This window comes from Exiguobacterium sp. s46 (assembly GCF_018618875.1).
Taxonomy (GTDB): Bacteria; Bacillota; Bacilli; order Exiguobacteriales; family Exiguobacteriaceae; genus Exiguobacterium_A; species Exiguobacterium_A abrahamii.
Genome location: NZ_JACSMY010000001.1, coordinates 130,497 through 152,254, shown reverse-complemented (window position 1 = coordinate 152,254; position 21,758 = coordinate 130,497). Strand labels below are relative to the sequence as shown.

General features: G+C 47.2%; 19 protein-coding genes and 1 pseudogene. 4 read left to right on the top strand and 16 right to left on the bottom strand.

Annotated elements, in window-relative coordinates:
• Positions 1–101: 101 nt before the first annotated feature.
• From tagH to KNQ08_RS00755, 7 genes and pseudogenes are all read right to left on the bottom strand, one after another.
• Positions 102–842, bottom strand: a pseudogene (gene tagH / locus KNQ08_RS00785) (teichoic acids export ABC transporter ATP-binding subunit TagH); the annotation flags it as partial.
• Between the two features lie 11 nt (positions 843–853).
• Positions 854–1,654, bottom strand: coding sequence for an ABC transporter permease (locus KNQ08_RS00780; protein ID WP_029341022.1), 801 nt, complete (start codon positions 1,652–1,654; stop codon positions 854–856).
• The gene (locus KNQ08_RS00775; protein WP_214804385.1) at positions 1,651–2,943 is read right to left on the bottom strand and encodes a nucleotide sugar dehydrogenase; all 1,293 of its coding nucleotides are present in this window, start codon (positions 2,941–2,943) and stop codon (positions 1,651–1,653) included. Before KNQ08_RS00775 ends, KNQ08_RS00780 begins: the two co-directional genes overlap by 4 nt.
• A gap of 278 nt (positions 2,944–3,221) precedes the next feature.
• Positions 3,222–4,475: a glycosyltransferase family 4 protein gene (locus tag KNQ08_RS00770; protein ID WP_214804384.1), complete on the bottom strand. Its 1,254-nt coding sequence runs from the start codon at positions 4,473–4,475 to the stop codon at positions 3,222–3,224.
• Complete coding sequence (locus tag KNQ08_RS00765; protein WP_251133593.1) at positions 4,472–5,788, bottom strand: glycosyltransferase family 4 protein; 1,317 nt, start codon at positions 5,786–5,788, stop codon at positions 4,472–4,474. Before KNQ08_RS00765 ends, KNQ08_RS00770 begins: the two co-directional genes overlap by 4 nt.
• The gene (locus tag KNQ08_RS00760) at positions 5,683–6,687 is read right to left on the bottom strand and encodes a class I SAM-dependent methyltransferase (protein WP_064300330.1); all 1,005 of its coding nucleotides are present in this window, start codon (positions 6,685–6,687) and stop codon (positions 5,683–5,685) included. Before KNQ08_RS00760 ends, KNQ08_RS00765 begins: the two co-directional genes overlap by 106 nt.
• Positions 6,684–9,308: a glycosyltransferase gene (locus tag KNQ08_RS00755; RefSeq protein ID WP_214724424.1), complete on the bottom strand. Its 2,625-nt coding sequence runs from the start codon at positions 9,306–9,308 to the stop codon at positions 6,684–6,686. Before KNQ08_RS00755 ends, KNQ08_RS00760 begins: the two co-directional genes overlap by 4 nt.
• A 287-nt stretch (positions 9,309–9,595) precedes the next feature.
• Here KNQ08_RS00755 and KNQ08_RS00750 point away from each other — a divergent pair, with 287 nt between their 5' ends.
• The gene (locus tag KNQ08_RS00750; RefSeq protein ID WP_167507528.1) at positions 9,596–9,760 is read left to right on the top strand and encodes a hypothetical protein; all 165 of its coding nucleotides are present in this window, start codon (positions 9,596–9,598) and stop codon (positions 9,758–9,760) included.
• Positions 9,761–9,818: 58 nt separating this feature from the next.
• On the opposite strand, the gene KNQ08_RS00745 is transcribed toward KNQ08_RS00750, so the two are convergent.
• Positions 9,819–10,814 (bottom strand): NADP-dependent oxidoreductase, encoded by a 996-nt coding sequence (locus KNQ08_RS00745; RefSeq protein WP_214804383.1) that lies wholly within the window; start codon positions 10,812–10,814, stop codon positions 9,819–9,821.
• Positions 10,815–11,002: 188 nt separating this feature from the next.
• On the opposite strand from KNQ08_RS00745, the gene KNQ08_RS00740 reads away from it, so the two are divergent.
• Positions 11,003–12,061: a PTS sugar transporter subunit IIC gene (locus tag KNQ08_RS00740; protein WP_214804382.1), complete on the top strand. Its 1,059-nt coding sequence runs from the start codon at positions 11,003–11,005 to the stop codon at positions 12,059–12,061.
• 86 nt (positions 12,062–12,147) lie between these two features.
• On the opposite strand, the gene KNQ08_RS00735 is transcribed toward KNQ08_RS00740, so the two are convergent.
• From KNQ08_RS00735 to KNQ08_RS00725, 3 genes are all read right to left on the bottom strand, one after another.
• Complete coding sequence (locus KNQ08_RS00735; protein WP_214768990.1) at positions 12,148–12,777, bottom strand: HAD family hydrolase; 630 nt, start codon at positions 12,775–12,777, stop codon at positions 12,148–12,150.
• Positions 12,778–12,790: 13 nt separating this feature from the next.
• On the bottom strand, positions 12,791–13,354 hold the full coding sequence (locus KNQ08_RS00730; RefSeq protein WP_035398399.1) for a DedA family protein: 564 nt from the start codon (positions 13,352–13,354) through the stop codon (positions 12,791–12,793).
• A gap of 136 nt (positions 13,355–13,490) precedes the next feature.
• Entirely contained in the window at positions 13,491–13,925 is a 435-nt protein-coding gene (locus tag KNQ08_RS00725) for a YkvA family protein (protein ID WP_029341012.1), read from the bottom strand.
• A gap of 135 nt (positions 13,926–14,060) precedes the next feature.
• Here KNQ08_RS00725 and KNQ08_RS00720 point away from each other — a divergent pair, with 135 nt between their 5' ends.
• Positions 14,061–14,810 carry an SDR family NAD(P)-dependent oxidoreductase gene (locus KNQ08_RS00720; protein ID WP_050676928.1) on the top strand — a complete coding sequence of 250 codons (750 nt, stop codon included), beginning with the start codon at positions 14,061–14,063 and terminating at the stop codon, positions 14,808–14,810.
• A 385-nt stretch (positions 14,811–15,195) separates the two neighbouring features.
• Positions 15,196–16,404, top strand: coding sequence for a murein hydrolase activator EnvC family protein (locus KNQ08_RS00715; protein ID WP_251133592.1), 1,209 nt, complete (start codon positions 15,196–15,198; stop codon positions 16,402–16,404).
• A gap of 64 nt (positions 16,405–16,468) precedes the next feature.
• On the opposite strand, the gene KNQ08_RS00710 is transcribed toward KNQ08_RS00715, so the two are convergent.
• The 5 genes from KNQ08_RS00710 to rarD (KNQ08_RS00690) all read right to left on the bottom strand — a co-directional run bounded on the left by KNQ08_RS00710 (position 16,469) and on the right by rarD (KNQ08_RS00690) (position 21,751).
• Complete coding sequence (locus KNQ08_RS00710) at positions 16,469–18,118, bottom strand: methyl-accepting chemotaxis protein (RefSeq protein ID WP_214768981.1); 1,650 nt, start codon at positions 18,116–18,118, stop codon at positions 16,469–16,471.
• On the bottom strand, positions 18,115–19,089 hold the full coding sequence (locus KNQ08_RS00705) for a BMP family lipoprotein (protein ID WP_058704806.1): 975 nt from the start codon (positions 19,087–19,089) through the stop codon (positions 18,115–18,117). Before KNQ08_RS00705 ends, KNQ08_RS00710 begins: the two co-directional genes overlap by 4 nt.
• A 137-nt stretch (positions 19,090–19,226) precedes the next feature.
• Positions 19,227–19,892: a deoxyribose-phosphate aldolase gene (gene deoC, locus KNQ08_RS00700; RefSeq protein ID WP_214768979.1), complete on the bottom strand. Its 666-nt coding sequence runs from the start codon at positions 19,890–19,892 to the stop codon at positions 19,227–19,229.
• 76 nt (positions 19,893–19,968) lie between these two features.
• Positions 19,969–20,853 (bottom strand): EamA family transporter RarD, encoded by an 885-nt coding sequence (gene rarD, locus KNQ08_RS00695; protein ID WP_050676932.1) that lies wholly within the window; start codon positions 20,851–20,853, stop codon positions 19,969–19,971.
• A gap of 16 nt (positions 20,854–20,869) precedes the next feature.
• Positions 20,870–21,751 carry an EamA family transporter RarD gene (gene rarD / locus KNQ08_RS00690; RefSeq protein ID WP_238239084.1) on the bottom strand — a complete coding sequence of 294 codons (882 nt, stop codon included), beginning with the start codon at positions 21,749–21,751 and terminating at the stop codon, positions 20,870–20,872.
• Between the last annotated feature and the right edge of the window lie 7 nt (positions 21,752–21,758).

Genomic DNA, 21,758 nt, shown 5'->3' with positions numbered 1-21,758 from the left:
CCTATCTCATTTCATGACGATTGTTCAATCGTCTCGCCCATCATCTGCTGATCCACGGAACCGATCCGTTCCGTTCGTTTCTTAGCTACGTAATGGGAGGCTTGCTTTTTTGATAACTGTTTGTACCAATATAGATATTTATTGTATTCAGCCAACGTTTCGTTCGTCGGACCAAATAGACGTACTTCCCCGTATTCCAACCAAAGGATTTTTGTACAGAAACTCTTTACCTGGCTGAGCGAATGACTGACGAAAAAAATCGTTTTCCCTTGATCGCGGAATTCACGCATCTTATCGAGGCACTTTTCGGTAAACGTTTGGTCTCCGACTGAGAGTGCTTCGTCGATGATCAAGATATCTGGATTAATATGAATCGAGATCGCAAAACCAATTCGAGCTCGCATGCCGCTCGAATATGTCTTGACCGGCTGATCGATGAACTCCCCAATATCAGCGAACTCTAAAATTTCTGGAGTAATCGTCTCGATTTGGCGTTTCGTCAAGCCCATCATCAGCCCTTTTAATTCAATGTTATCTCGCCCTGTCAGTTGACTATTCAATCCACTAGAGATGGCAATCAAGGCTGACTTCCCACCCAACGTGACCCGACCGTACGTCGGTGGTGTCACGTTAGCAAGCAGATGCGATAGTGTCGATTTCCCACTTCCGTTGATGCCAACGACACCGACGATTTCTCCCTCTTCCACAGAAAAGGAGACGTTCTTCAGAGCATAGAACGATTTTCCATTCACCTTACCGAACAACACTTCTTTTAGCTTGTCGATCGGTCGGGCATAGAGCATGTACCGTTTCGATACATTCTCAAACACGACATGACCCATCGTTCTCCCTCCTATACGTAATCGATGAAATAGCGTCGGAATCGAATGTGAATCGATGCTCCAACAAGTAAGATTGCGAGCGTCATACACCAGAAGTACACGCCGTACCACATATGATCGAGCAGATAACCCGTTCCGATGAGTGCGGACCGATATCCCTCAATCAAATAAACGAGCGGGTTTAGCATCAACAACATCTTGAATAACGAGTGATCTGGCGGAATCCACATGATTGGCGTTAAATACATCAGCATGCGGATCGCAGATGTCACCATGTTTTGTACATCTCGAATCATCGTCGCAAGTGCGGATAACAATAAGGAGACCGCATATAGGAATACGACGCCTGCCGGTACGATATAAAGGAGTTCAAGCGTATGCCATCCCGGGAAGTAACCGAAGGCACACCCTAAAATGATCGTCAAAGCAATCATCGCGAGATGACGGTAGAATTGTGCCAAAATGACATACGCTGGAATCGTACTTAGTGGAAAGTGCATCTTCGAGACGAGGGCAACCCGACCATAAATCGACCGGGAACCACTTGGAATCGTACTGCCGATGAAGAACCAAGCAATCAATCCGCTGACGAGCCAAAAGACGAATGGAATTCCATCGACTGGATGCCCACCACGAATCCCGAAGCCGAATACGACCCAGTAGACACCGATTTGGAGAAGTGGCGTCATGATCTCCCAAAACCAACCCAGGTATTGCATGCTATATTGACTCTTTGTTTCATAAAGCGAGAGTCGAAAGATCAGATACAGATGATCCTTCAACTCTCCCCCAATCGTTCGTAACGCGTTCATATCGCTTTCGCATCCACTTCCGTCACGCGGTGCGTATGCAAATTACCGAAGTTCAGGACTTTGACAGCGTCGAGCGCTTTGACGATCCCTTTCGTATCAAAGAGTAACGGTGTCCGCATGTAATTTGCGAGACGACGTGAATCGAATTGTTTGAATTCATCGTGGTCGACCAAGACGAGTGCTAGATCAGCGCCTTGAATCGCTTCCAGCTCATCGACGAGTTCGAAACGTGTCGAGATTGAACGTTCGACGTGCGGATCACAGACAGCGACGTCAAGTCCACGGTCAAGTAATTGTTCAATGACTTCAACAGCTGGACTCTCGCGCATATCGTCGACGTTTCCTTTATACGTGACACCAAAGACAGCGATTTTTGGACGGACACGGGAACCGACGAGGCGAGCCGCTTGTTCAGCAACGAATTGCGGCATCTGAACGTTCGTTTGTCGTGCCGTATGAATGATGCGTGCAAGCGATGGGGCTTTTGCGACGATGAAGTACGGATCGACTGCGAGACAGTGACCACCGACTCCCGGTCCCGGATGATGCAAGTTCACACGTGGATGCATGTTCGCCATCTCGATCACATCTAAGACGTTGATCTCTAGCTGATGACATACTTGCGTTAATTCATTTGCAAGAGCAATGTTGACATCGCGGAACGTATTCTCCATCAACTTCGACATTTCGGCTGTTTTGGCATCGGTCCGGACAATCTCACCTTGAACGAATGTTTCGTAGACGGCAGCTCCTGCCTCCGCACACGCTGGCGTCAACCCACCGACGATGCGGTTATTATGGATAAGTTCATGTAAGATTTGTCCTGGCAAGACACGCTCGGGACAATGGACGACATAAATGTCCTCACCGATCGTAAATCCAGCTGCTTCGATTAAGGGACGAACATGGTCATCCATCGTACGTGGTGCAATCGTCGATTCGACGATAACGACATTCCCTTTTTCAAGGAATGGCAGCATATTGTTAACCGCTGAAATGACATATTTCAAATCACACGATTTATACGTATCGTTTAAGTTAGGAGTTGGAACGGCGATTAAAAAGACATCTGCTCGTTCTGGCGTAAGTGTCGCTCGGAATTTTCCGTTCGCGACGACTCGTTTGATGACATCCTCGAGTCCTGGTTCTTCAATATGAATCGTTCCCGTGTTCAGAAGATTGACGATTTGTGGATCGATGTCGACACCTACGACTTCCGTGCCATGATCCGCGAACATCGCAGAAGAAGGTAATCCAATATATCCTAGTCCGATTGTGCAAAGTTTCATTTTGTCATTCCTCCATCGAGTTAGTCATACTAGCCAACGAACGGTCTGTGGCTTGGCTGTAACTAGACCATAACGACATTTCCTTTGCTTTCCAATGCTTCTAACCATCTCTTAAACCATTCTTCACAGACCTTACATTTCCAGTGTTTTCTATCGTTTTTGTAAATCTTATGAAGCTTTCGCGAATCCTTCGTGTCTATTCGAATGAAACAAAACGACTCGTCAGGAATCCGCCTTCATTGCACGTGGATTTCCCTTCGAGTCGTTGACTATTTTTCTTATTTTGCGCCAGATTCCATGAAAATCGAGTCATAGACAGCAAGAAGTCGACCTTTTTCTTGCTCCCAGTTGTATTGTCTCCTTGCTACGCTTGCTCGTTCCTGCATCGCCCGTCGCAAGTTCTCATCCTTCACTAGACGATTGACCGCCTCGGCGATACTCTGCGGTGATTCGACATCGACGATTAATCCAACTCCTTCTGTTTCGACGACACGACGGATTTCTGGTAAGTCGGCCGCGATGACAGGAATCAACGCCGCCATGTATTCGAATAGTTTATTCGAAGAAGCGGAATAATGATTGAAGCAAACGTTCTGGAGGACTTGAAAGCCGACCGTCGCCGCTGCCGTGTAACTGGGTAGTTCAGCAAGTGGAACCTTATCAATGAAGCGGATACGAGACTTTTCCGATGATTGCGTGGCCAGTTGCATCAGTTTCCCTTTTAACTTTCCATCTCCAACGAAAATAAGTGTTCCTCGATCGATGAACGGCATCGCTTCAATGAGTCGCTCCAGTCCACGTCCTTCCTGGATCCCGCCTTGATACAACAAAATCGGCTCGTCTGGTGCGAGTGCTAACTCTTCGCGTAACGGTCGCGGTTGCGGAATAATCGGTTCGTAAAACGGATAATTGTGCAAGACGGATGGTCGGATTCCATATAATTTTTGATGATAATCTGCACGCGTGTCATTTTCAACGATTGTCTGGTCGACGAATCGAAGCAACCAGCGTTCTAATTTCCCTTGCATGCTTCCGTATCCTGTCCGATCGGTCTGGACTTCATGCGAGTCATAGACGATTTGTGCACCACGCGCCGCCCCAATCGCTTGTGGTAACGTATTGACATCGTTCGCATGCATGACGTCATAATCATGCTTCCGGGCAGTACGTGTCATACGAAGAATGCCGAAACTGTTATATAGGGCGTAACGGATGAATCGACTTCGCATGAGTAAAAAGAGCACGAGCATCACGGGAATGAGCCATGGCGCAAGAAGCGCACCCATCAATCCGATAACAAGGGTCCGTTTTTTCCGTTTGCGAAAGAACGGGAGCCACCTCGCAAAAGGTGGCGTCCGGTCGATTCGAATGACGCGAAACCCTGACATCGGGTATTCGACTTCTGGAAGTGTGCCGTCATTGAGACAGTATAGGTCCACGCGGTGTCCTGCTTCGACGAGTGCTGTACATTCACGCAAGACACGAGCGTCATTCGTAAACGGATTCCAAACAAACATTCCAATTCGCTTCATTCTGCGACCACCTTTCGTGACTGCGTTTGTTCGATGGCTTCAAACAAGCGCTGTTCATTTTGTTCCCAATCGAAATGGCGTTGGACGTATGCCACACCCGCCCGTCCCATCGCTGCACGTTTCTCTGGATTTCGTGATAACTCGAGAATATGATCAACGATCTCCTCTTTTTTCCGCTGGACAGACACATAACCGGCTCCTGCTTCTTCGATGACATGCGCCGCATGACCGGATACCGCACCGACGATGGCACAGCCCATCGCCATGTAGTCGATGATTTTGCCTGGTGTCACTGTATCGAACGCTGTACTCTCGACGAGTGTCGCAAAGGCGATGTCACTCTTCGCGAGTTGTTTCAACGCATCCCAGCGTGGCATCGCGTCAAGAAACTCGATATTCGTCAATCCACGCTCCTTGACGAGTCGTTCGAACGTTTGCTTGTGATAGCCGTAACCGACGACTTGAAAGCAGATATCCTGCTCTTGTTGAAGTTCCTGTGCGACGTCAAGCAACAAGAACACATCTTGTGCGAGTCCGATATTCCCTGTATACACGACGCGCACTTGTTCCGATACTTTTCGGCGTTTGATCAACCACTCATTTTCCTCGATGGAGTTTGGGATGTAATGAATTTTTTCCGGTGCAATGCCCCGCCCTTCAATATACGATCGAAACCCCTCACTGTTGATGACCAATTGATCTGCCTGACGATACATCCACTTTTCAAGCCAGTAGAGCGGAGTCAATAAGAGACGCGATTTCGTGATTCCGACGCCAATCAACGATTCCGGCCATAAATCACGTACATCGAGAATCAAAGGAGCCTTTTTGACATGTTTCGCGACGACCCCGACGAGCCCCATGAAGATGGATGGCGTCGTCGCATAGATGTAGGCATAGGATTTCGGGTCTTGTCGCACCTCTTTTACCGCGAGCACGAATTGTTCCACGAACAAGCGAAGACGCCGCCATAAATTATTCGTCGCCCGGACGTCACGCGGTTGGATACGGGTTACATGTGCCGTATCGAGGCTCGGTTCATCCCAGAACATCGAGTCCGTATAAAGTTCTGCCGTCGGATAGAGCGGTTCTGACGTCAACACATGGACGTCACTTCCCGCTTGTTCCATCCGCTTGAAGATATTCTTCATTCGGTTTGCCGCACTCCCGATTTCCGGATAGAAATTTTGACAAATCATCAAGACGTTCATCGACGACTCCGGCGCTGCTTGAGTTGACGTCGGAACTTCCAGTAGCGGACGACGATTTTTCCGAGCTTTGATCGCGCGAGTGAGCGGTATTTTGATTTCCATGATGCATTCGCCTCCAGCAATTCCAGATTTGTCACCAATGATCCTTCGAATCGATCAAGCAGTACGGCATATTGTTCTTCGAGCATCTTGTACTGTTCACGCTGTTCCTGTAGTTGCTGTTCATGACGTAGCAATTCGACTTGAGCGTGTTCCAATTGGTCCGTTTGTTCCCCTAACCGCTGAACTTTTCGTTCTAGATTCTGTTGCTTGCGTTTTAAATCAATGATCGTTGCGAGATGCAATCGTTCCACCTCTTCAAAGGCGTCTTCAAGCCATTCGACTTCCGCCGGTAGAATCGATCGACCGGATTGAGGTTCCGGATAGACTTGAATCGTGATCCCAAGCCACTTGTCAATCCGCTCGATCGTCTCGATCTTACCGAAGGGTGTCAACTGTTCAAGCAGTCGGTTTAAATAATACGTCCGCTTGTGATCCGCATAATCGTTCACTCCAAATGGGACTGTGATGACGAGTCGTCCTTCTGGTGCGATGAACGAGACGGCACGGGCGATAAAGCGCTCTGGCTCCCCGATATGTTCCAGTACTTCCGTCATCAAGACTGTATCGAATTGAATGTCAGGTGTGTACGTCATGACATTTGCTTCATGTAATTCCACTTTTTCTTTTACGGATGCCGGTTCTTCAAGTAACGCTTGTTTGGCCTCGATGATCGCTTCTGGTAACACATCGATCCCGATGACATGTTTCCCTTCGCGTCCGAGCAAAATCGGGACGACTCCACCCGAACAACCAATATCTAAAATGTGCTCTCCTTTTGCTTGTCGAACGATCCAGTGAACACGCGCGCGGACTTTTTTACCGAATCCACCGCCTAACTGATCGTAGTAGGCAGCTCGGATTTGATCCTTGGGGCGTGCTGTTTTCATCGATGCCGTCATTTTTGCACCTCCTCGAGTAGTAAGTGTTGAAGTCGATCCGTCTCCTGTCGATCTGCAAGCTCCATGAATCGACGAATCAACGGGTTCGTCAACGTGATTGGTTCATAGAATCCGATGATCGTGCGTAGTAATGCGACACTCGGTGCAAAGTCCTTATCACTGCAGTAGCGTAACTTGACAAGATACCAATGCTCAAAGAAATGCTCGAATCGAGTTTCCTTGTATTCCTCTAGCACTCCATAACGAGCGAATTTCTCAGCTCGTGCCCGCTCTCGGACGACACTTCGTTCAAAGAACTTCACCGTCAATGCATTCACGGTTGACCCTGCAACGGCTGCGTAATAATAATGGATGACTCGATTGACGAGTAAGACACGGTTCGCGCGAAGCATCAATTCTTGGAAGAACAAGGAGTCCTGACCGACCGCACCGACGACTTGTTCCAATTGATGTTCAAGCAGGAAGGTACGACGGACGACGAGCGCTTGAATGCTTTGTACCGCAAACCGATGTTTCAATAGAAAAGCTTTCGGATCCTCACAAACCGTTCGTCCTTGTTTACGAATCGTCGGCAAGGCGATGATGCTCGTCTTCTCGGCAAGCTTTTTCATATGCCCTGCCACAAAATCAAGTGATGGATCTTTTTCTAGTTCTTGAAGCAAAAAGGCATATCGATCACTGAGTACCTCGTTATCCGGATCAAGGAACGTCACATAGTCAGCTCGTGCCATCTCGACTCCTTTGTTACGCGGACGTGAAGCACTACCGCTTCCGCCTGTCTCGAAGAAATAAGTTCTGACATTTCCATAGCGTCGCGCGAGACGCTCTACGGCTTGACGTGTCGCTATGTCCGTCGATCCATCATCTACGAGTAAAATCTCCGACTCCATGAATCGATCCATCCGCGTTAGACTGGCGAAACATTTATACGTGAGGTGTTTCCCATTGTTATAGATCGGAACGACGACCGACAGTTGCGGGGTCTGATTCGTCGGAACTACCGTCTGCTCGTTCCACTCAAATTGATCGAGCAACAGTGTTTTTCCGTTCAGTTCATCTGCCTGGAACATGTCATATCCGATAGCTGACCGCCAAACGATCGCACCGTTTCGGCTACCGCTCATCTCTTGTACATGATACGGATGCTCGCTTCCCTTTCGGACGATGCTGGCATCGCTATATTTAAAGCCATTCACGAGGTCCTCTAAATAATATTCGCCGTAAGATTCCTCTCCATCCATCCAAGCAACGAGATCCGCTTGATCATAGGTTTGCTCCGTCAACGTATCCGCTGAGACGATTTCGTCTGGTGTGAGACTTTGGCGATCAATCACGTCACGAATAGCTTCCCCATCCTGAGCGACGACGATGAGTAAGCGATGTTTCCGTGTTTCAGGTACTCGTCCAATGAACGCTAGGATCTGATCCATCCGTTCGAAGACCGTATGCTCCGTCATGACGGCACGAAGTCCTTCTGCCCGTAACCGTTCGATTTCATCCTGTGACGTACGTTCCACGATTGCCGTCGCCTCCTGTGCGTCATGCACAGTGAAGATATTCGGAAACTCGTTGTTGACGGCGATACTGTAATTCGACAAGATCAAATTCCCGAGTGCTTGCGATTCATAAACGCGACGAGCACACATCGTTTTACTGTATTTGATGCTATTCAGGTTCAAGACCCAGTCGTAACATTTACTGACTTGTTGTAAAGCATCGTAAGGAATCGCTGGTGCGACCCGTGATTGATAGCGCTCCGGAAACTGATAGGCTGGTAAGTCGAGATGATAATTCCGGTCCACGATATCGAGTTCGTGCGAGGATTGCATCACCCCATCAAACAACATCTCCGTATCTTTAACACGCTCCGGATATTTCGCCATCCAGCTACCGGCAAATAAAACGCCTTTCTTTCGGCTACGTGTCGCTCCGATCGGATTGTGAATCAATGGATTGACACCAAACGGCATCGCCATGATCCGATCATGACCACATAAGACGCGGTATTCAGGAATCATCGCCTCATCTGAAGTCAGGACATAATCGGCAGCTTGCGCCACGTCTTGAAACCGTTCATGATTGCTCGGATCTTCCGTCGATTGAAAGACGACTGGAATTCCTTTGGCTTTGACTTCCTGCATCATCGAAAGCAGTCGTTGGCGTTTCTTTGAATTCGGTGTGGCGACACCTTTCCAATCGTCTCCTCGTAACCCCTTCCATGAGGAAACGACTAAAAAGAGATCAATCTCACGCTCGAAGACTTCTTCGAATGTATGCGCATTGACGTAGTGGAGATGAACGGCATCTTCATAATAGGCATACATGAATTCCGAGCAGACGATTGCCATCTCGATTGGTCGCTTTTCATAGTAACGCGTCGTCGTCCGGACCGGAATCTCCGAGACATCCAATTGATTCAGCAGTGATGCTTGGCTATTTTGTCGATAACGTGTCGTCGTGTTATTAGAAGTTCGAACCGTCGGCAGTCGCAAGACGTCTAACTGACGGAGTTTTTCGAGTGCATCTTTACTTGCGGTCGTCGCGCTCGTAAGCCGTTTTTTCTCTTCGCGGACCCAGTTCAGTTGTTGCATGATTTGTCGTTTCCATTTTTGATCACTCACACGTAAACACCCTTCCTCTTTTCAACTCTTTCTTAGTCTACGGAAGCAGTTCAAAGGCTACTTGAAGGACTTGCAAGGTTTTTGTAAAGACTTAGTGAAGCTTTTTTGGATTTTCCTTACATTCCAGTTCAGTCAACCTGTATTTCCTAGGAAATCGACCAGTTTCGCTTTCTTGTCCGTGGAAGTCATTCACATGTTTTCAAAAACGAATCCTATGCACTCTCATTGTTTTGGATTTAAAAAACGGGGAAACATTACTACGTACTGATAAAAGGAGATGACTGGACATGTTAAACGAAAAAAATCATGATTTACCAGATGAAAAGGCAGACGTTGGTCTTCACCCGGATCCTGATCCAGCTGAGACATCAGATCCCGGAATCAAGCCTGCGGAAACACAGCATCCGGATCCTGATCCAGAAGAGCTCGAGCGCGATCGAAAAAATTCGTGAATCTCACGCCATAGAAAAAGAGGTTGCGGAAATGATTCCGCAACCTCTTTTGGCATGTTCACTTAACTTTTACTAGTAGTTTCCCTGTGTTCGAACCATCGAACAAGCCAAGGAACGCATCTGGTACACGATCGAATCCTTCAAAGATCGTCTCTTCGTATTGCAACTTCCCTTCACTAACCCATTGACCAAGTTGCTCAGCTGCCTCTTTAAAACGTTTTCCATAGTCGCCCACTAAGAAACCTTGCATGCGCGCGCGCGCGATGATTAATTTCGATTGAACACGTGGACCAATGTCCTGTTGTGCGTTATATCCAGAAATGGCACCGCAGACTGGTACCCGCGCGAATGGATTGAGTCGATCAAGGACTGCATCACCAATCTCTCCGCCGACGTTTTCAAAATAGATATCGATCCCGTCTGGACATGTCCGGTCCAATGCCTCTCGGATGTCTTCCGTTTTATAGTTGATGACTTCGTCAAAACCAAGATCTGCTTTTAAGTGTTGTAGCTTTTCGTCACTTCCTGCGATTCCGACGACACGTGCTCCTTTGATTTTAGCGATTTGACCAACGATTGATCCAACAGCCCCTGCTGCTGCCGATACGACGACCGTTTCCCCTGGTTGTGGATTCCCGATATCAAGCAATCCGAAATACGCTGTCATCCCTGTCATTCCGAGAACACCGAGTGCTGTTGAAATAGGTGCGATCTGCTCATCGATTTTACGAACGGTTTTCGCATCGACGACTGCTTTTGTTGCCCAATCGAGCATCCCAACAACGACATCACCTGACTTGAGCCCTTCACTTTTAGACTCGATGACACGTGCTACGACACCTCCGTGAATCGGTTCATCAATCTCAAATGGTTGCGAATAAGAACGCGCATCGTTCATACGCCCCCGCATATATGGATCGACCGAGATATAGAGTGACTCCAGTGCGACTTGTCCTTCCTTCAGCTCTGCTAACTCGAATGATTCATAGCGGAATGTTTCCCCTGTTGGTTTTCCGTTTGGTCGTGCTGCTAATACGATACGTTGTTCTGACATGATTCATGACCTCCTCATTCAATGTACTTCTTCACTGTAACAATTCCGTTTCTGAAAGACGAATCCTTTGCTCGTTTGGAATTTTCTAACTTTTTCTTGACGTCCTTCTGTTCTTGCCGTAAGATAAAACACAATTCATAACTTTTATACTGTTATGCATAAAAGCGTTACATAAGGAGAGGACTTGTATGGATTCATCTATTTTGCGTCAGCCGCGTCAATTCGCCGTTCATGTTTTAAACGGACTCAGTATCGGAATTCTCGTTGCCCTTATTCCAGGAGCACTACTCGGGGAACTCGCTAAGGCATTATTGCCATACGTATCCGGAGCCCAGCATGTTTTAGATGCCACCACACTCGCGATGCGTCTTTTGCCGATGGTGATTGGTGTTGCCGTAGCCATGCAATTTAAAGTGACTCCGATTGCGACCACGTCGATTGGTCTTGCGACGGTCGTTGGATCAGGCGTTGCAACTCGTGCAGATGCGACCTTCGTTTTCGTCGGCACGGGCGACGTCATCAATGCTGGTCTGACGGCAGCTGTTGCGACAGCAATCGTCTTATTGATCGGTGAGCGTTTCAAGACGTATACGGTACTTGTCATGCCAACGATTTTGATTGTCGGTGCCGGTGGGATCGGTGTGTTAATGTACCCGTTCGTGACACGGATCACGACAGCGATCGGACATGTCATTTCAGACTTTACGGCACTTCAACCTGTCTTGATGGGTATTCTAATTGCGATTACTTTTTCCGTACTTATCGTTTCTCCGCTTTCAACGGTCGGCATTGCGACAGCCATCAGTTTATCCGGTGTTGCCGCCGGAGCTGCGAATCTAGGCGTCTGTGCCGCTGGATTCGGTCTTGCGATTGCCGGGTGGCAAGCGAATTCACGCGGAACGTCGATTGCTCATTTTCTTGGTTCTCCTAAAATCCAGATGGCGAACTTCATACGTAATCCATTGATGATCCTACCTGTCATGTGTAGTGCTGCTATCCTTGGCGCACTAGCAGGAATGCTCGGCGTCCAAGGTACGCCGTTTAGTGCCGGCTTCGGGATGTCTGGTCTAATCGGTCCGATCAATGCGTTACATCTGATGTCAGGGGGCTGGACATTGTTCAACATGACATTCGTTCTCGGATTATTCATCGTCTTGCCCGTCATTCTTTGTCTGTTGTTCCATCTGCTCTTCCGGAGATTCCGTCCATGGATGAGTGCAGAGCCATACCGACTGGATTTTGAGTAAGTTCATCGTTAGCGTTCTTTCATCACAAAAAAAGCCAAGCCGACCGTCTAAAAAATCGACGGATCGAACTTGGCTTTTTGATGCATTTATTTGATCACTGTCAGTAAGTCAAGCGGTGTCTCGATGACATGGTCCGCCGAATCCCACTCGGATTGTGTACCAAAACCGTACTGGCATAAGACGACCGGCATGTTTTCCTTACGGGCCGCTTCGACATCGGAAGACCGATCCCCAATCATCCAGTATGTTGCTTCCCCAAACTCCTCACGGTGCGCTCGTAAGATATCCGCTTTTTCTTTCCCGTTGACGGATTCTAAGCATTTCGGACTCGTAAAGAATGAACGAATTCTCTGGCTATCCAGCACAAGGTTTAGATAGTGGTTGCCACAATTACTCGCTGTTGAAATGGTATGTCCAGCGGAAACTAGCGCTTCTAATAAAGATCGAATTCCGTCGAACAAGACGTTCTGTTCTGCCATCGTCGCTTCTAGATGACCATGTCTTTTTTTACGAATCAACCGAATATCCTCTTCTGAGGCTTCCGGAATCGCCTTACGCCAAAAGGCACTTCCCGCCAAACCATAGCTCGCTTGTACACTCGATTGAGAAGGTTTTGGAAGATGCGGCATGTCCTCCATCGCTCGATGGATTGCTTCTGTCATCTGTTCCGTTGAATCAATCAATGTACCGTCAATATCGAATAAGATAATTGCCATGTTCCCACTCCTTTTAGATCTCTTTTTTTGCTTTTCTCTTTTTTTGAATCAAGTAGCCAACCGTAATCAACACGCCTAAACCAATCCAAACTATTGGATGATTGAGGTGGTGCAATTTTCGCCATTCATGTCCGACGGCTTTCCCGCCCCAAATGAAAATCGCCGACCAAAGGAAAAAGGAAATCGTCGTCACGACGGTAAACGTCCAGCGTGAAACACCAGTCAGACCGGCACCAATCGCAAATCCGATGCGCCACATCGGAGACAGAAGAAGGATATAGCGTCCCTTTGTCTCCATTTGTGTCTGAAACTGAAGCATTTTTGTTTCCGAAATCCGAAACCATTTGAATAAACGATTCAATAACCGTTCACTCCCGAACTGACCAATCGTAAAGAAGAGGTTCTGACTAATGACGAAGCTCACTACAGCGAGGAACAACATGAATAAAAGATTCGCCTGTGCGGTATGCACGAGATATCCGGCATACGCGAGCGGTACTTCGCTCGGTATGAATGGAAACATGAGCGTCATCATGATCCCGATATAACCGTATGATTCCATCCAATGGTGTCCCATCTTCGCCCCCCTCTCTCTTTACCAACTATTTCTAGTGTATCGAACTTTCAAGAAGGCGTACAGGAAACGGCTCTCCGTAGACAAAGAAGAGCGACTTCTCATAGTGAAGTCGCTCGGATCATTATCATCTATTTGATTAATACGCATCCTCACTTTGTACTGGTTGCGTACGACGCTTTTGTTGTTCATCTTGCCAGTCACTGAAACGTGTCAACTCTTCAAAGACTGTTTTCGTGACGAAAAGGATGACGGCGATATCGTCTGCGAAACCAAATCCGAGTACGAAATCAGGTACGAGATCAATCGGTGACACGAGGTAAATCAACGCTCCGATTACTTTTAAAATCGTCGTACGACGAATGTTGCGATATTCACCTGACTGGTACGCGCGAATCATATCGACGAACAACGTCAACGGCGAGAAGACGACGGACAAACGAGAGTTCCCGTTCACTTTAGCAGTTGCTCGTTGTAACAGCGAGTTCGTCTTTTTCGGGCGATCGATATAATCTTTTGCATCTTCGGCATATTGATTTTGTTGTTTTTCTAATTGTTGATTTGAGAATTTCATTCCTGTTTCCCCCATTCTAAAGTAACTTCAACGCTTTTCTATTTCCCTGTTCCTACGTATGATAATCCTGTCAGGTTTCAGGATATGATGGAACGGTAAAAAAGGGAGAGAAGCGTTACAGAAAGGATGATTTTTATGAATCATGTTAATCAAACCGTCATCATTACGGGAGCGGCGAATGGAATTGGTGCCGAACTCGCCCGCACCTACGCTACGCATGGCGCAAATGTCGTTCTTGCTGACATCGATCAGATGACAGGAGACGAACTAGTTCAACAAATTGAAGAAGATGGTGGAACGGCTTACTTCTATCACCTCGATATCCAACATGAAAAAGACGTTCAACTGTTGATCGAAAAAGCGATTGAACATACGGGTCGCATCGACATCGTCATCAACAACGCCGGTATCATGATCCGAAAACCCTTACTCGAATTGTCGCTTGAGGAATGGGATCGGGTTCATCATACGAACCTGCGTAGCATCTTTCTAACGACTAAGGCCGCTACACCCTATTTGAAACAAAGTAAAAGTGGTGGTCGGATCGTCAACCTCGCTTCGACCCGCGCCTTCATGTCGGAACCGCATACAGAATCTTATGCGTCGACGAAAGGTGGCATTTTTGCCCTGACCCATGCACTTGCTGTCTCACTCGGAGAAGACGGAATTCTCGTCAACGCGATTGCTCCGGGTTGGATCGAAACCGGTGACTACCAAGAATTATCACCCGAAGACCACAGTCAGCATCCAGCCGGTCGCGTCGGAAAACCAAGTGATGTCGCACGTGCTGCTCTTTATCTAACGCATCCAGATAACGACTTCTTGACGGGAGAAACACTGGTCCTAGACGGCGGGATGACACGAAAAATGATTTACGAAGAATGATTCATGAAGAGTGCCTGATTTAGGCACTCTATTATTATTTTCATTTTACAAAAACTATACTTATACCTTTCTCAATTCTTCTTAAACCTTCTCTTGATATGATGTTACAAAAATATATCTTCTGACATCATTCGGAAATCAATTGATTACACGATAAACTTCCCCTTCATATCAACGATTTGCCCTTATCCGAATCTTAATCAATCATTATTTTCATAAATTCTTCATACTTTTCGCTAGCTTCTCTTGCATTTTTTTAAAAGAATTGTAAAGTTGATTTTCCGATTTTCTTGTTAGAGTGGGAAAGGTAACACTTCATACAAGGGAAAGGAATGACGCTTAGTTTATGAAACGACCTTTCGGAAAGTCAATTGGGCTATCGCTCATGACACTCACTCTACTCGCAAGTCCGCTCATGACGACAACTCCCGTCGACGCGGCAAGTTCATATAAAGAAAAGCAACAACAAAACCAGCAACAACAATCGAAGCAACGTGAGGCGTTGTCTCAAAAGAATAACCAGTTATCTAAAGCACAACAACAAGTCTACGCACTGGATCAACAGATTAATGGGCTGACATTACAAGTCGTCGAGAATCAAAAGAAAATCGACGAGAACACGAAACAGATTGCTCGATTAGAAGATAAAATCGAGAAGCTACAAAAGAAAATCAAGAAACAAGAAAAAATGCTCGGTGATCGTCTGGCGGTCCGTCAGTCGAAAGCCGATAACGCTCCGCTGCTTGAGGCCGTATTCGGCGCAAAAGATGTCGGTGATATGATTAGCCGCTTCAATGCCTTCAATACAATCGCGGAAAGCGATGCTTCTTTGTTAAAAGATTACGAATCAAACAAAAAAGAACTGGCAGCTGCGAAAGAAGAACTAAAGCAGACACGCCAAGACTTGATTGAAGATCGTAATGTTTTAAAAAAGAAACAACGTGAACTGAAACAAGAAAAACAAAAGCGCACAGCACTTTTGAAGCGTCTGACGTCGCAAAAGAAAAAAATTGAATCCAATATCCTAAGCCTGAAAGAGGCATCGGCCCAACTGAAGGCACAGGAAGCAGCTGAAAAAGCAGCAGCACGAGCAGCAAAGGCAGCTGCCGCAAAAGCTGCGAAACAATCGGCAGCACCAGCATCTGTTAGCAAGGCCAGCACGAAAGTCATCTCAAAAGCAAAAGGTAAATTCATCAAACCTGCTCAAGGCTCTGTTTCGCAAGGAATGGGTGCAGCAAGCGGAAGCAATGGTTATGCGTACCACAATGGAACCGACTTCGCTGGTCCACTCAACTCGCCAATCGTTGCATCTGCAAGCGGGACAGTCATCTTAGCAAGTTCAGGTGGTCCTTACGGCAACCACGTCTATATCTCTCATAATATCGACGGAAAAACGTATACGACCGTTTATGCCCATATGAATGCCTTGAACGTTAAACAGGGACAACAAGTCAAACAAGGACAGCAAATCGGTGTTCTCGGAAGCAGCGGTAACTCAACTGGTCCACACTTGCATTTTGAAATCCACGATGGTGGGTACCAGTATGATGCGAATGGACGGACGAATGAGCTCGACCCAGAAAGCTTCTTCTAAGTCGATTCAAGAAAAAGTGCACTTCTTCTCTTCCCGAGAAGGAGTGCACTTTTTGCTGTGTTCATTAAATTTTGAATTGATGTGTCTGACTGTCAAGCGACGTCGTCGTCGACTCGAGTTCTTGCATCAATTGATGAATCTGTTCAAACGAGGCCTGTTGATCACGCATCGAAGCAGCGATCTCTTCATTTCCAGCTGCAAGTTCTTCCATGACACCACTGACTGTACTGACTTGACCAACGACATGGCGGGCTTGTTGCTTCGAATGAACGAGTTGTTTCGTCACGTAATCGAGGGTTTCCGTCACACTCGCTACCTTTTGACGTGTTTCACCGAAAGCTTGTTGAACATGCGTAAAGTTCTCGACCTGATTCGTCTGCTCCCGCTCCGCTTGCACGAGTGCTTCTTGTAAAACAGCACCGTCCTGACGAATCGAACGGACAAGCGAGAAGATCGAGCGCGTCGCTTCGTGTGTCTCATCTGCTAACTTTTTAACTTCACTTGCCACGACGGCAAATCCTCGACCAGCTTCTCCAGCCCGTGCCGCCTCGATTGCCGCATTGAGTGACAATAAGTTCGTCTGCGCGGAGACTCCCGCGACAAGTTGTGCCATCTGTTCAATTTGTTGCGTCTGTTCTAAGAAACCTTCCAGTTTCTGACCGAGTTCGCGATTTTGTTCTGTTGACGCGCGAAGTGACCGTGCTTGCTGTTCCATGACGGAACTACTTTGAACCATCACGTGATCGGCCGCCTGTCCTTCTGCATAAGCCGTTTGTGCACGTTGTTCACTCTCTTCAAAGAGCAGTTGCATATCGGACATCGTACTGACTGTCGTCTGGATATCGTCCGACACTGTTTGTGTCCCACTTGCCATCTCATTGATCGCATGGGTCATGTTTCCCGATACTTCAACGATGTTCGCGTTCTCTGTCGTCGCTTCCGTACTCATCTGACGAATCGTGTTCGACGAACGACTAATCGTTCCGATGACCTCATGCAATGTTCCTTGCATCTGCGCAACCGCTGTCTCGAGTCGACCAATCTCATCTTTTCGACCGGATACGACTAATTCCTGCGATAAGTCTCCGTCCGAAATCTGTTCTGCCGTCCGGACGACACGGCTGATCGGTCGCGTGATGCTACGTGCGAAGTACCAGTTGTATAACGCAAGACCAATCAGGAGAATGAATGTCGCGATCAAGACAGTCCGCGTCAGATTTAATGTCTCGTCTTTTGCTTCACGTTGTAAGACATCATAAAACTCTCCATTTTTCGTATGTAACGTGTAGAGATCACTGAGGACACCCTCAATCTGTGCAGCGTGCGAGCGAATTTCAATCGGATTCATCGCGTCCGTCAGTTCTGTCCGCTTCGTTGCAAGCGTCTTATACTTCATATCCGCCCGGTTCAACTCTTCTTGAAATGCAGGAATCAAATACGTCTTCTGTAATTCGTTTAATGCTTGTTCGTTCTTTTTACTAAGTGCCTGTACTTGCTCCGCCTGACTCTCAGACGGTTGGCTTGCCAGTCGGTTCCAGGCTGCTTGTTCGTATAAGAGCTTCGTTTCAAGTTCTGAGATCTCAACGAGCTGTTTCCCATAATCTTCGTTGTAGGACTGAATTTGACGGAGCTGGAACAAAGTCCATCCCATCAAGATGACGACACTCAAAATCGTCACTAACGTTGAGAGTAAAAATCGTTTCCGTAACGTCATTGGATCGTCACCTTACCTTCGAGCACATCTTGCTGCAGCTGCTCTAATTTTTTTCGTTCTCCGTCCGTAAAGTTCGTGTTTCGGATTGGAGCCAACTGGATCGCTCCTTCTTTGACGCCAAGGACGACTTGTCCGGACTGTAGACCTTTCGCAGCTACATCTTGTCCGATTTTCGTAATCGCAAGATCAACTTGTTTTAGCATTGACGTCATGACGGCGTCAGGTGCAATCGCGGTCTGATCGCTATCGACACCGATGGCTTTTTTCCCCTTCGTTTGTGCTGCCTCAAGGACACCACTTCCCGTCAATCCAGCAGCTGCGTATAATACGTCTGCCTTTTTCTGCATCATTTCGTTTGCGAGCGTCCGTCCCTTTTCGGGCGCTGCAAAGTCTTCGGCATATTCGACGAGTACTTTTGTTTTTGGATTGACGGCTTTTGCGCCAGCTATGTATCCTTTTTCGAATTTTTCGATCAGAGGTGACTTCATCCCACCGACGAAACCAATCGTATTCGTCTTCGTTTGGATCCCTGCCGCAGCACCGGCTAAGTAACTACCCTCATCTTCCTTGAATGTAACCGAGAGCACGTTCGGTAACGTCGAAACAGCATCAATCAAGGCGAATTGTTGTTTCGGATATTTTTTAGCAACCGTTTCAAGATCCGTCTGTCCCATAAAGCCGAGTCCGACGATAACGGTCGGCTTCTTTTTCGCTAACGCTTCGAATGCTGCTTTATAAGTCTTCGTTTCATTCAATTCTCGGTAATCGATCGACCAGCCTTCCTTCTCGCGTAACAACGCCATACCACTCATTGCCGCATCGCTGAACGACTGATCGCCAAGACCCACATCAGACAAGACGACTGCCATTTCCTTTCTTTCCTTGACTGCCCGTTCTGGATCATCGATGACACTACCGCACCCTGCGAGGCTAAGTGTCGATGCCAGGATGATTCCACTCCATCGTTTCATCTATTCCACACCCTTCCAACATTCTACATCTGATTATCGGAAGCGATGTCTGACTTCTTAATACAAAATTTAAAATCAGAATGCTTTCATAACAAAAAAACATGCCCCTCTTAAAAAGAGGGACATGTCAGATATTCTTAGTAGTCGCTATCAGACGTACCGCCTGTAACGATTGCAATTCCTGCTGATGCACCAATTCGCGATGCACCTGCATCGATCATTGCTTTTGCACCTTCGAAGTCGCGAACACCACCAGATGCTTTAACACCGATGTCAGGACCAACTGTCTCACGCATGAGACGGATGTCTTCAACTGTAGCACCACCAGTTGAGAAACCAGTCGATGTCTTCACGAAGTTAGCACCTGCTTTAACTGAAAGTTCAGCAGCTGTTTTGATTTCTTCTTTTGTAAGAAGGCAGTTTTCGAAAATGACTTTAACGAGTGTACCGTTTGCCGCTTCGACAACCGCACGAATGTCACGTTCAACTAACTCAAGATCACCATCTTTTAATGCGCCGATGTTGAGAACCATATCGATTTCTGTTGCACCGTTTTGGATCGCATCTTTTGTTTCAAATGCTTTCACTTCTGGCGTGTTTGCTCCAAGTGGGAAGCCGATGACTGTACATACTTTGACGTTGTCATCTGATTTTAAGAGTTCTGCTGCTAACGCGACGTATGTTGGGTTAACACAGACGCTTGCGAATTTGTATTCTAATGCTTCTTTACAGAGTGTTTCGATCTGAGCACGTGATGTTTCTGGCTTCAGTGCCGTATGGTCGATCATTCCTGCTAAATTCATGTTTGTTGTCCTCCTTAAGGGTATCCCTTAGACTCTGTTTTTATTCTATCACGCAAGAGGTCAGACTTCTATCTTTTTACGCGACTTTTCGGAGCTGTTTTTTCCGAATCCAGACACCATTGAGCGTAAAGACGATTGCTGCTGTCCAAATACATGTAAACGCCACCATATGTGTTTTAGTAAATGGTTCGTGATAAAGCAATACACCGAGTCCAAGCGACAAGGTCGGTGCGACGAATTGGAGGAATCCGACCCACGTGAATGGAATCCGTTGTGCCCCGAATCCGAATAACAAAAGTGGAACAGCGGTGACAATCCCGGTCAAGATGAGTCCGGTCGTCGTACCGACAGATTCGGTCATCGAAGACGTCCCTTGTACTTGCCAATAGCCGAGGAAAATCAAAGCAAGCGGAAGCGGCGCCATCGTCTCAAGCGTCAGACTAACCGTTGATTCGAGCGGTCGCCGCTTTTTGACGACGCCGTAAAAGCCGAAGCTTAAGGCAAGTGCGATCGAAATCCATGGAAACTCGCCGTAGCCAATCGTCAAAATCAATACACCGATTGTCGCAAGGACAATCGATACCCACTCGATCCGTGAGAGCTTTTCACGAAAGAATACGACACCGAAGACGATGCTGACGAGCGGGTTGATATAATAGCCAAGCGATGCCTCGACAATAAATTGATGATTGACGGCCCAGATATAGATGAACCAGTTCAGACTGATGATCAGTCCGTTTAAGAAAAAGAGTCGGCGCGTGAACGGATCGCGCAGCGCCGTCTTCCACTTCCCAAGCGCTTTTTGAAATGATAATAAGATGAGCAGAAATAAGAATGACCAGATGATCCGGTGTGCCAGTATCTCTTCACTCGGTACATTGGCGAGCATCTTCCAGTAGAGCGGTAAGAGTCCCCAAATGATATACGCGACAAGTGTCGCAAAGAATCCTGGTAGATTCACGTAATCCCCTCTTTCATTATGATACCTTTTTCATTCGCATCTTTCCTGCCGATAAACCGCTGATCGTAAAGAGAGCAACAGCAATCCAAATGAACAGGAAAGCGATGAAGTGAATCGTCGTAAAGACGTCATTAAATAGATAAATTCCAAGGAGCAGCGTCAGCGTCGGGGCAATGTATTGGAGAATCCCGACGTAGACGAACGGGATTTTCGGCATTCCGTATCCGAATAACATCAATTGGACTGCTGTTGCGATTCCGAGCATGATGATCGCAATCAATGCACTCGTCGGCATCGCAAGCGGTTGACTATCTGTCACACCAAGCGTCAAGAGAGCGAACGGAAGCGTGACGAGTGTCTCTAAAAATAATCCGGATAATGGTTCGGCTGCTGCCTTTTTCTTTAGTACACCGTAAAATGCGAACGAAACGGCAAGTGAAAAGGCGATGATCGGAAATTGACCATAACCGAGCGTTAAAATCATCACACCGATGATTGCTGATAAAATTGCAATCACTTGCGGACGCGTCAATCGTTCCTTAAAAAAAATCAAACCGAACAAGACGCTGACGAGCGGATTGATGTAATACCCGAGTGACGACTCAACGATATACCCTTCCCCGATGGCGTACAGATAGAGCGACCAGTTCCCGCCTAATACGAGCCCTGCCGCAAGAACGGTATAGCGCTGGCGTTTGTTTTGCCATAATTGACGAACGAATTGGAATTTCTTCGTCAGGCGTAGTAACAACGTCACGAAGATGAACGCACTCAATATCCGAATTGAAACGACCGTCCATGCTGGAATACCAGCAGCAAATACTTTGTAGATCGGCAACAGTCCACCAATCACATAGGCGACGAATGTCGCACTCATACCCCGTTTATCCACGGTCATCCCCCTT

Excerpts from the sequence above, each read along its gene's own strand:
- KNQ08_RS00760 (WP_064300330.1), bottom strand. The coding sequence starts at position 6,687 with ATGACGGCATCGATGAAAACAGCACGCCCCAAGGATCAAATCCGAGCT.
- KNQ08_RS00710 (WP_214768981.1), bottom strand. The coding sequence starts at position 18,118 with ATGACGTTACGGAAACGATTTTTACTCTCAACGTTAGTGACGATTTTG.
- rarD (WP_238239084.1), bottom strand. The coding sequence starts at position 21,751 with ATGACCGTGGATAAACGGGGTATGAGTGCGACATTCGTCGCCTATGTG.
- KNQ08_RS00720 (WP_050676928.1), top strand. The coding sequence starts at position 14,061 with ATGAATCATGTTAATCAAACCGTCATCATTACGGGAGCGGCGAATGGA.
- KNQ08_RS00775 (WP_214804385.1), bottom strand. The coding sequence starts at position 2,943 with ATGAAACTTTGCACAATCGGACTAGGATATATTGGATTACCTTCTTCT.
- KNQ08_RS00770 (WP_214804384.1), bottom strand. The coding sequence starts at position 4,475 with ATGAAGCGAATTGGAATGTTTGTTTGGAATCCGTTTACGAATGACGCT.
- KNQ08_RS00705 (WP_058704806.1), bottom strand. The coding sequence starts at position 19,089 with ATGAAACGATGGAGTGGAATCATCCTGGCATCGACACTTAGCCTCGCA.
- deoC (WP_214768979.1), bottom strand. The coding sequence starts at position 19,892 with ATGAATTTAGCAGGAATGATCGACCATACGGCACTGAAGCCAGAAACA.
- KNQ08_RS00765 (WP_251133593.1), bottom strand. The coding sequence starts at position 5,788 with ATGGAAATCAAAATACCGCTCACTCGCGCGATCAAAGCTCGGAAAAAT.
- KNQ08_RS00750 (WP_167507528.1), top strand. The coding sequence starts at position 9,596 with ATGTTAAACGAAAAAAATCATGATTTACCAGATGAAAAGGCAGACGTT.
- KNQ08_RS00745 (WP_214804383.1), bottom strand. The coding sequence starts at position 10,814 with ATGTCAGAACAACGTATCGTATTAGCAGCACGACCAAACGGAAAACCA.
- KNQ08_RS00780 (WP_029341022.1), bottom strand. The coding sequence starts at position 1,654 with ATGAACGCGTTACGAACGATTGGGGGAGAGTTGAAGGATCATCTGTAT.
- KNQ08_RS00740 (WP_214804382.1), top strand. The coding sequence starts at position 11,003 with ATGGATTCATCTATTTTGCGTCAGCCGCGTCAATTCGCCGTTCATGTT.
- KNQ08_RS00730 (WP_035398399.1), bottom strand. The coding sequence starts at position 13,354 with ATGGGACACCATTGGATGGAATCATACGGTTATATCGGGATCATGATG.
- KNQ08_RS00735 (WP_214768990.1), bottom strand. The coding sequence starts at position 12,777 with ATGGCAATTATCTTATTCGATATTGACGGTACATTGATTGATTCAACG.
- KNQ08_RS00725 (WP_029341012.1), bottom strand. The coding sequence starts at position 13,925 with ATGAAATTCTCAAATCAACAATTAGAAAAACAACAAAATCAATATGCC.
- KNQ08_RS00715 (WP_251133592.1), top strand. The coding sequence starts at position 15,196 with ATGACACTCACTCTACTCGCAAGTCCGCTCATGACGACAACTCCCGTC.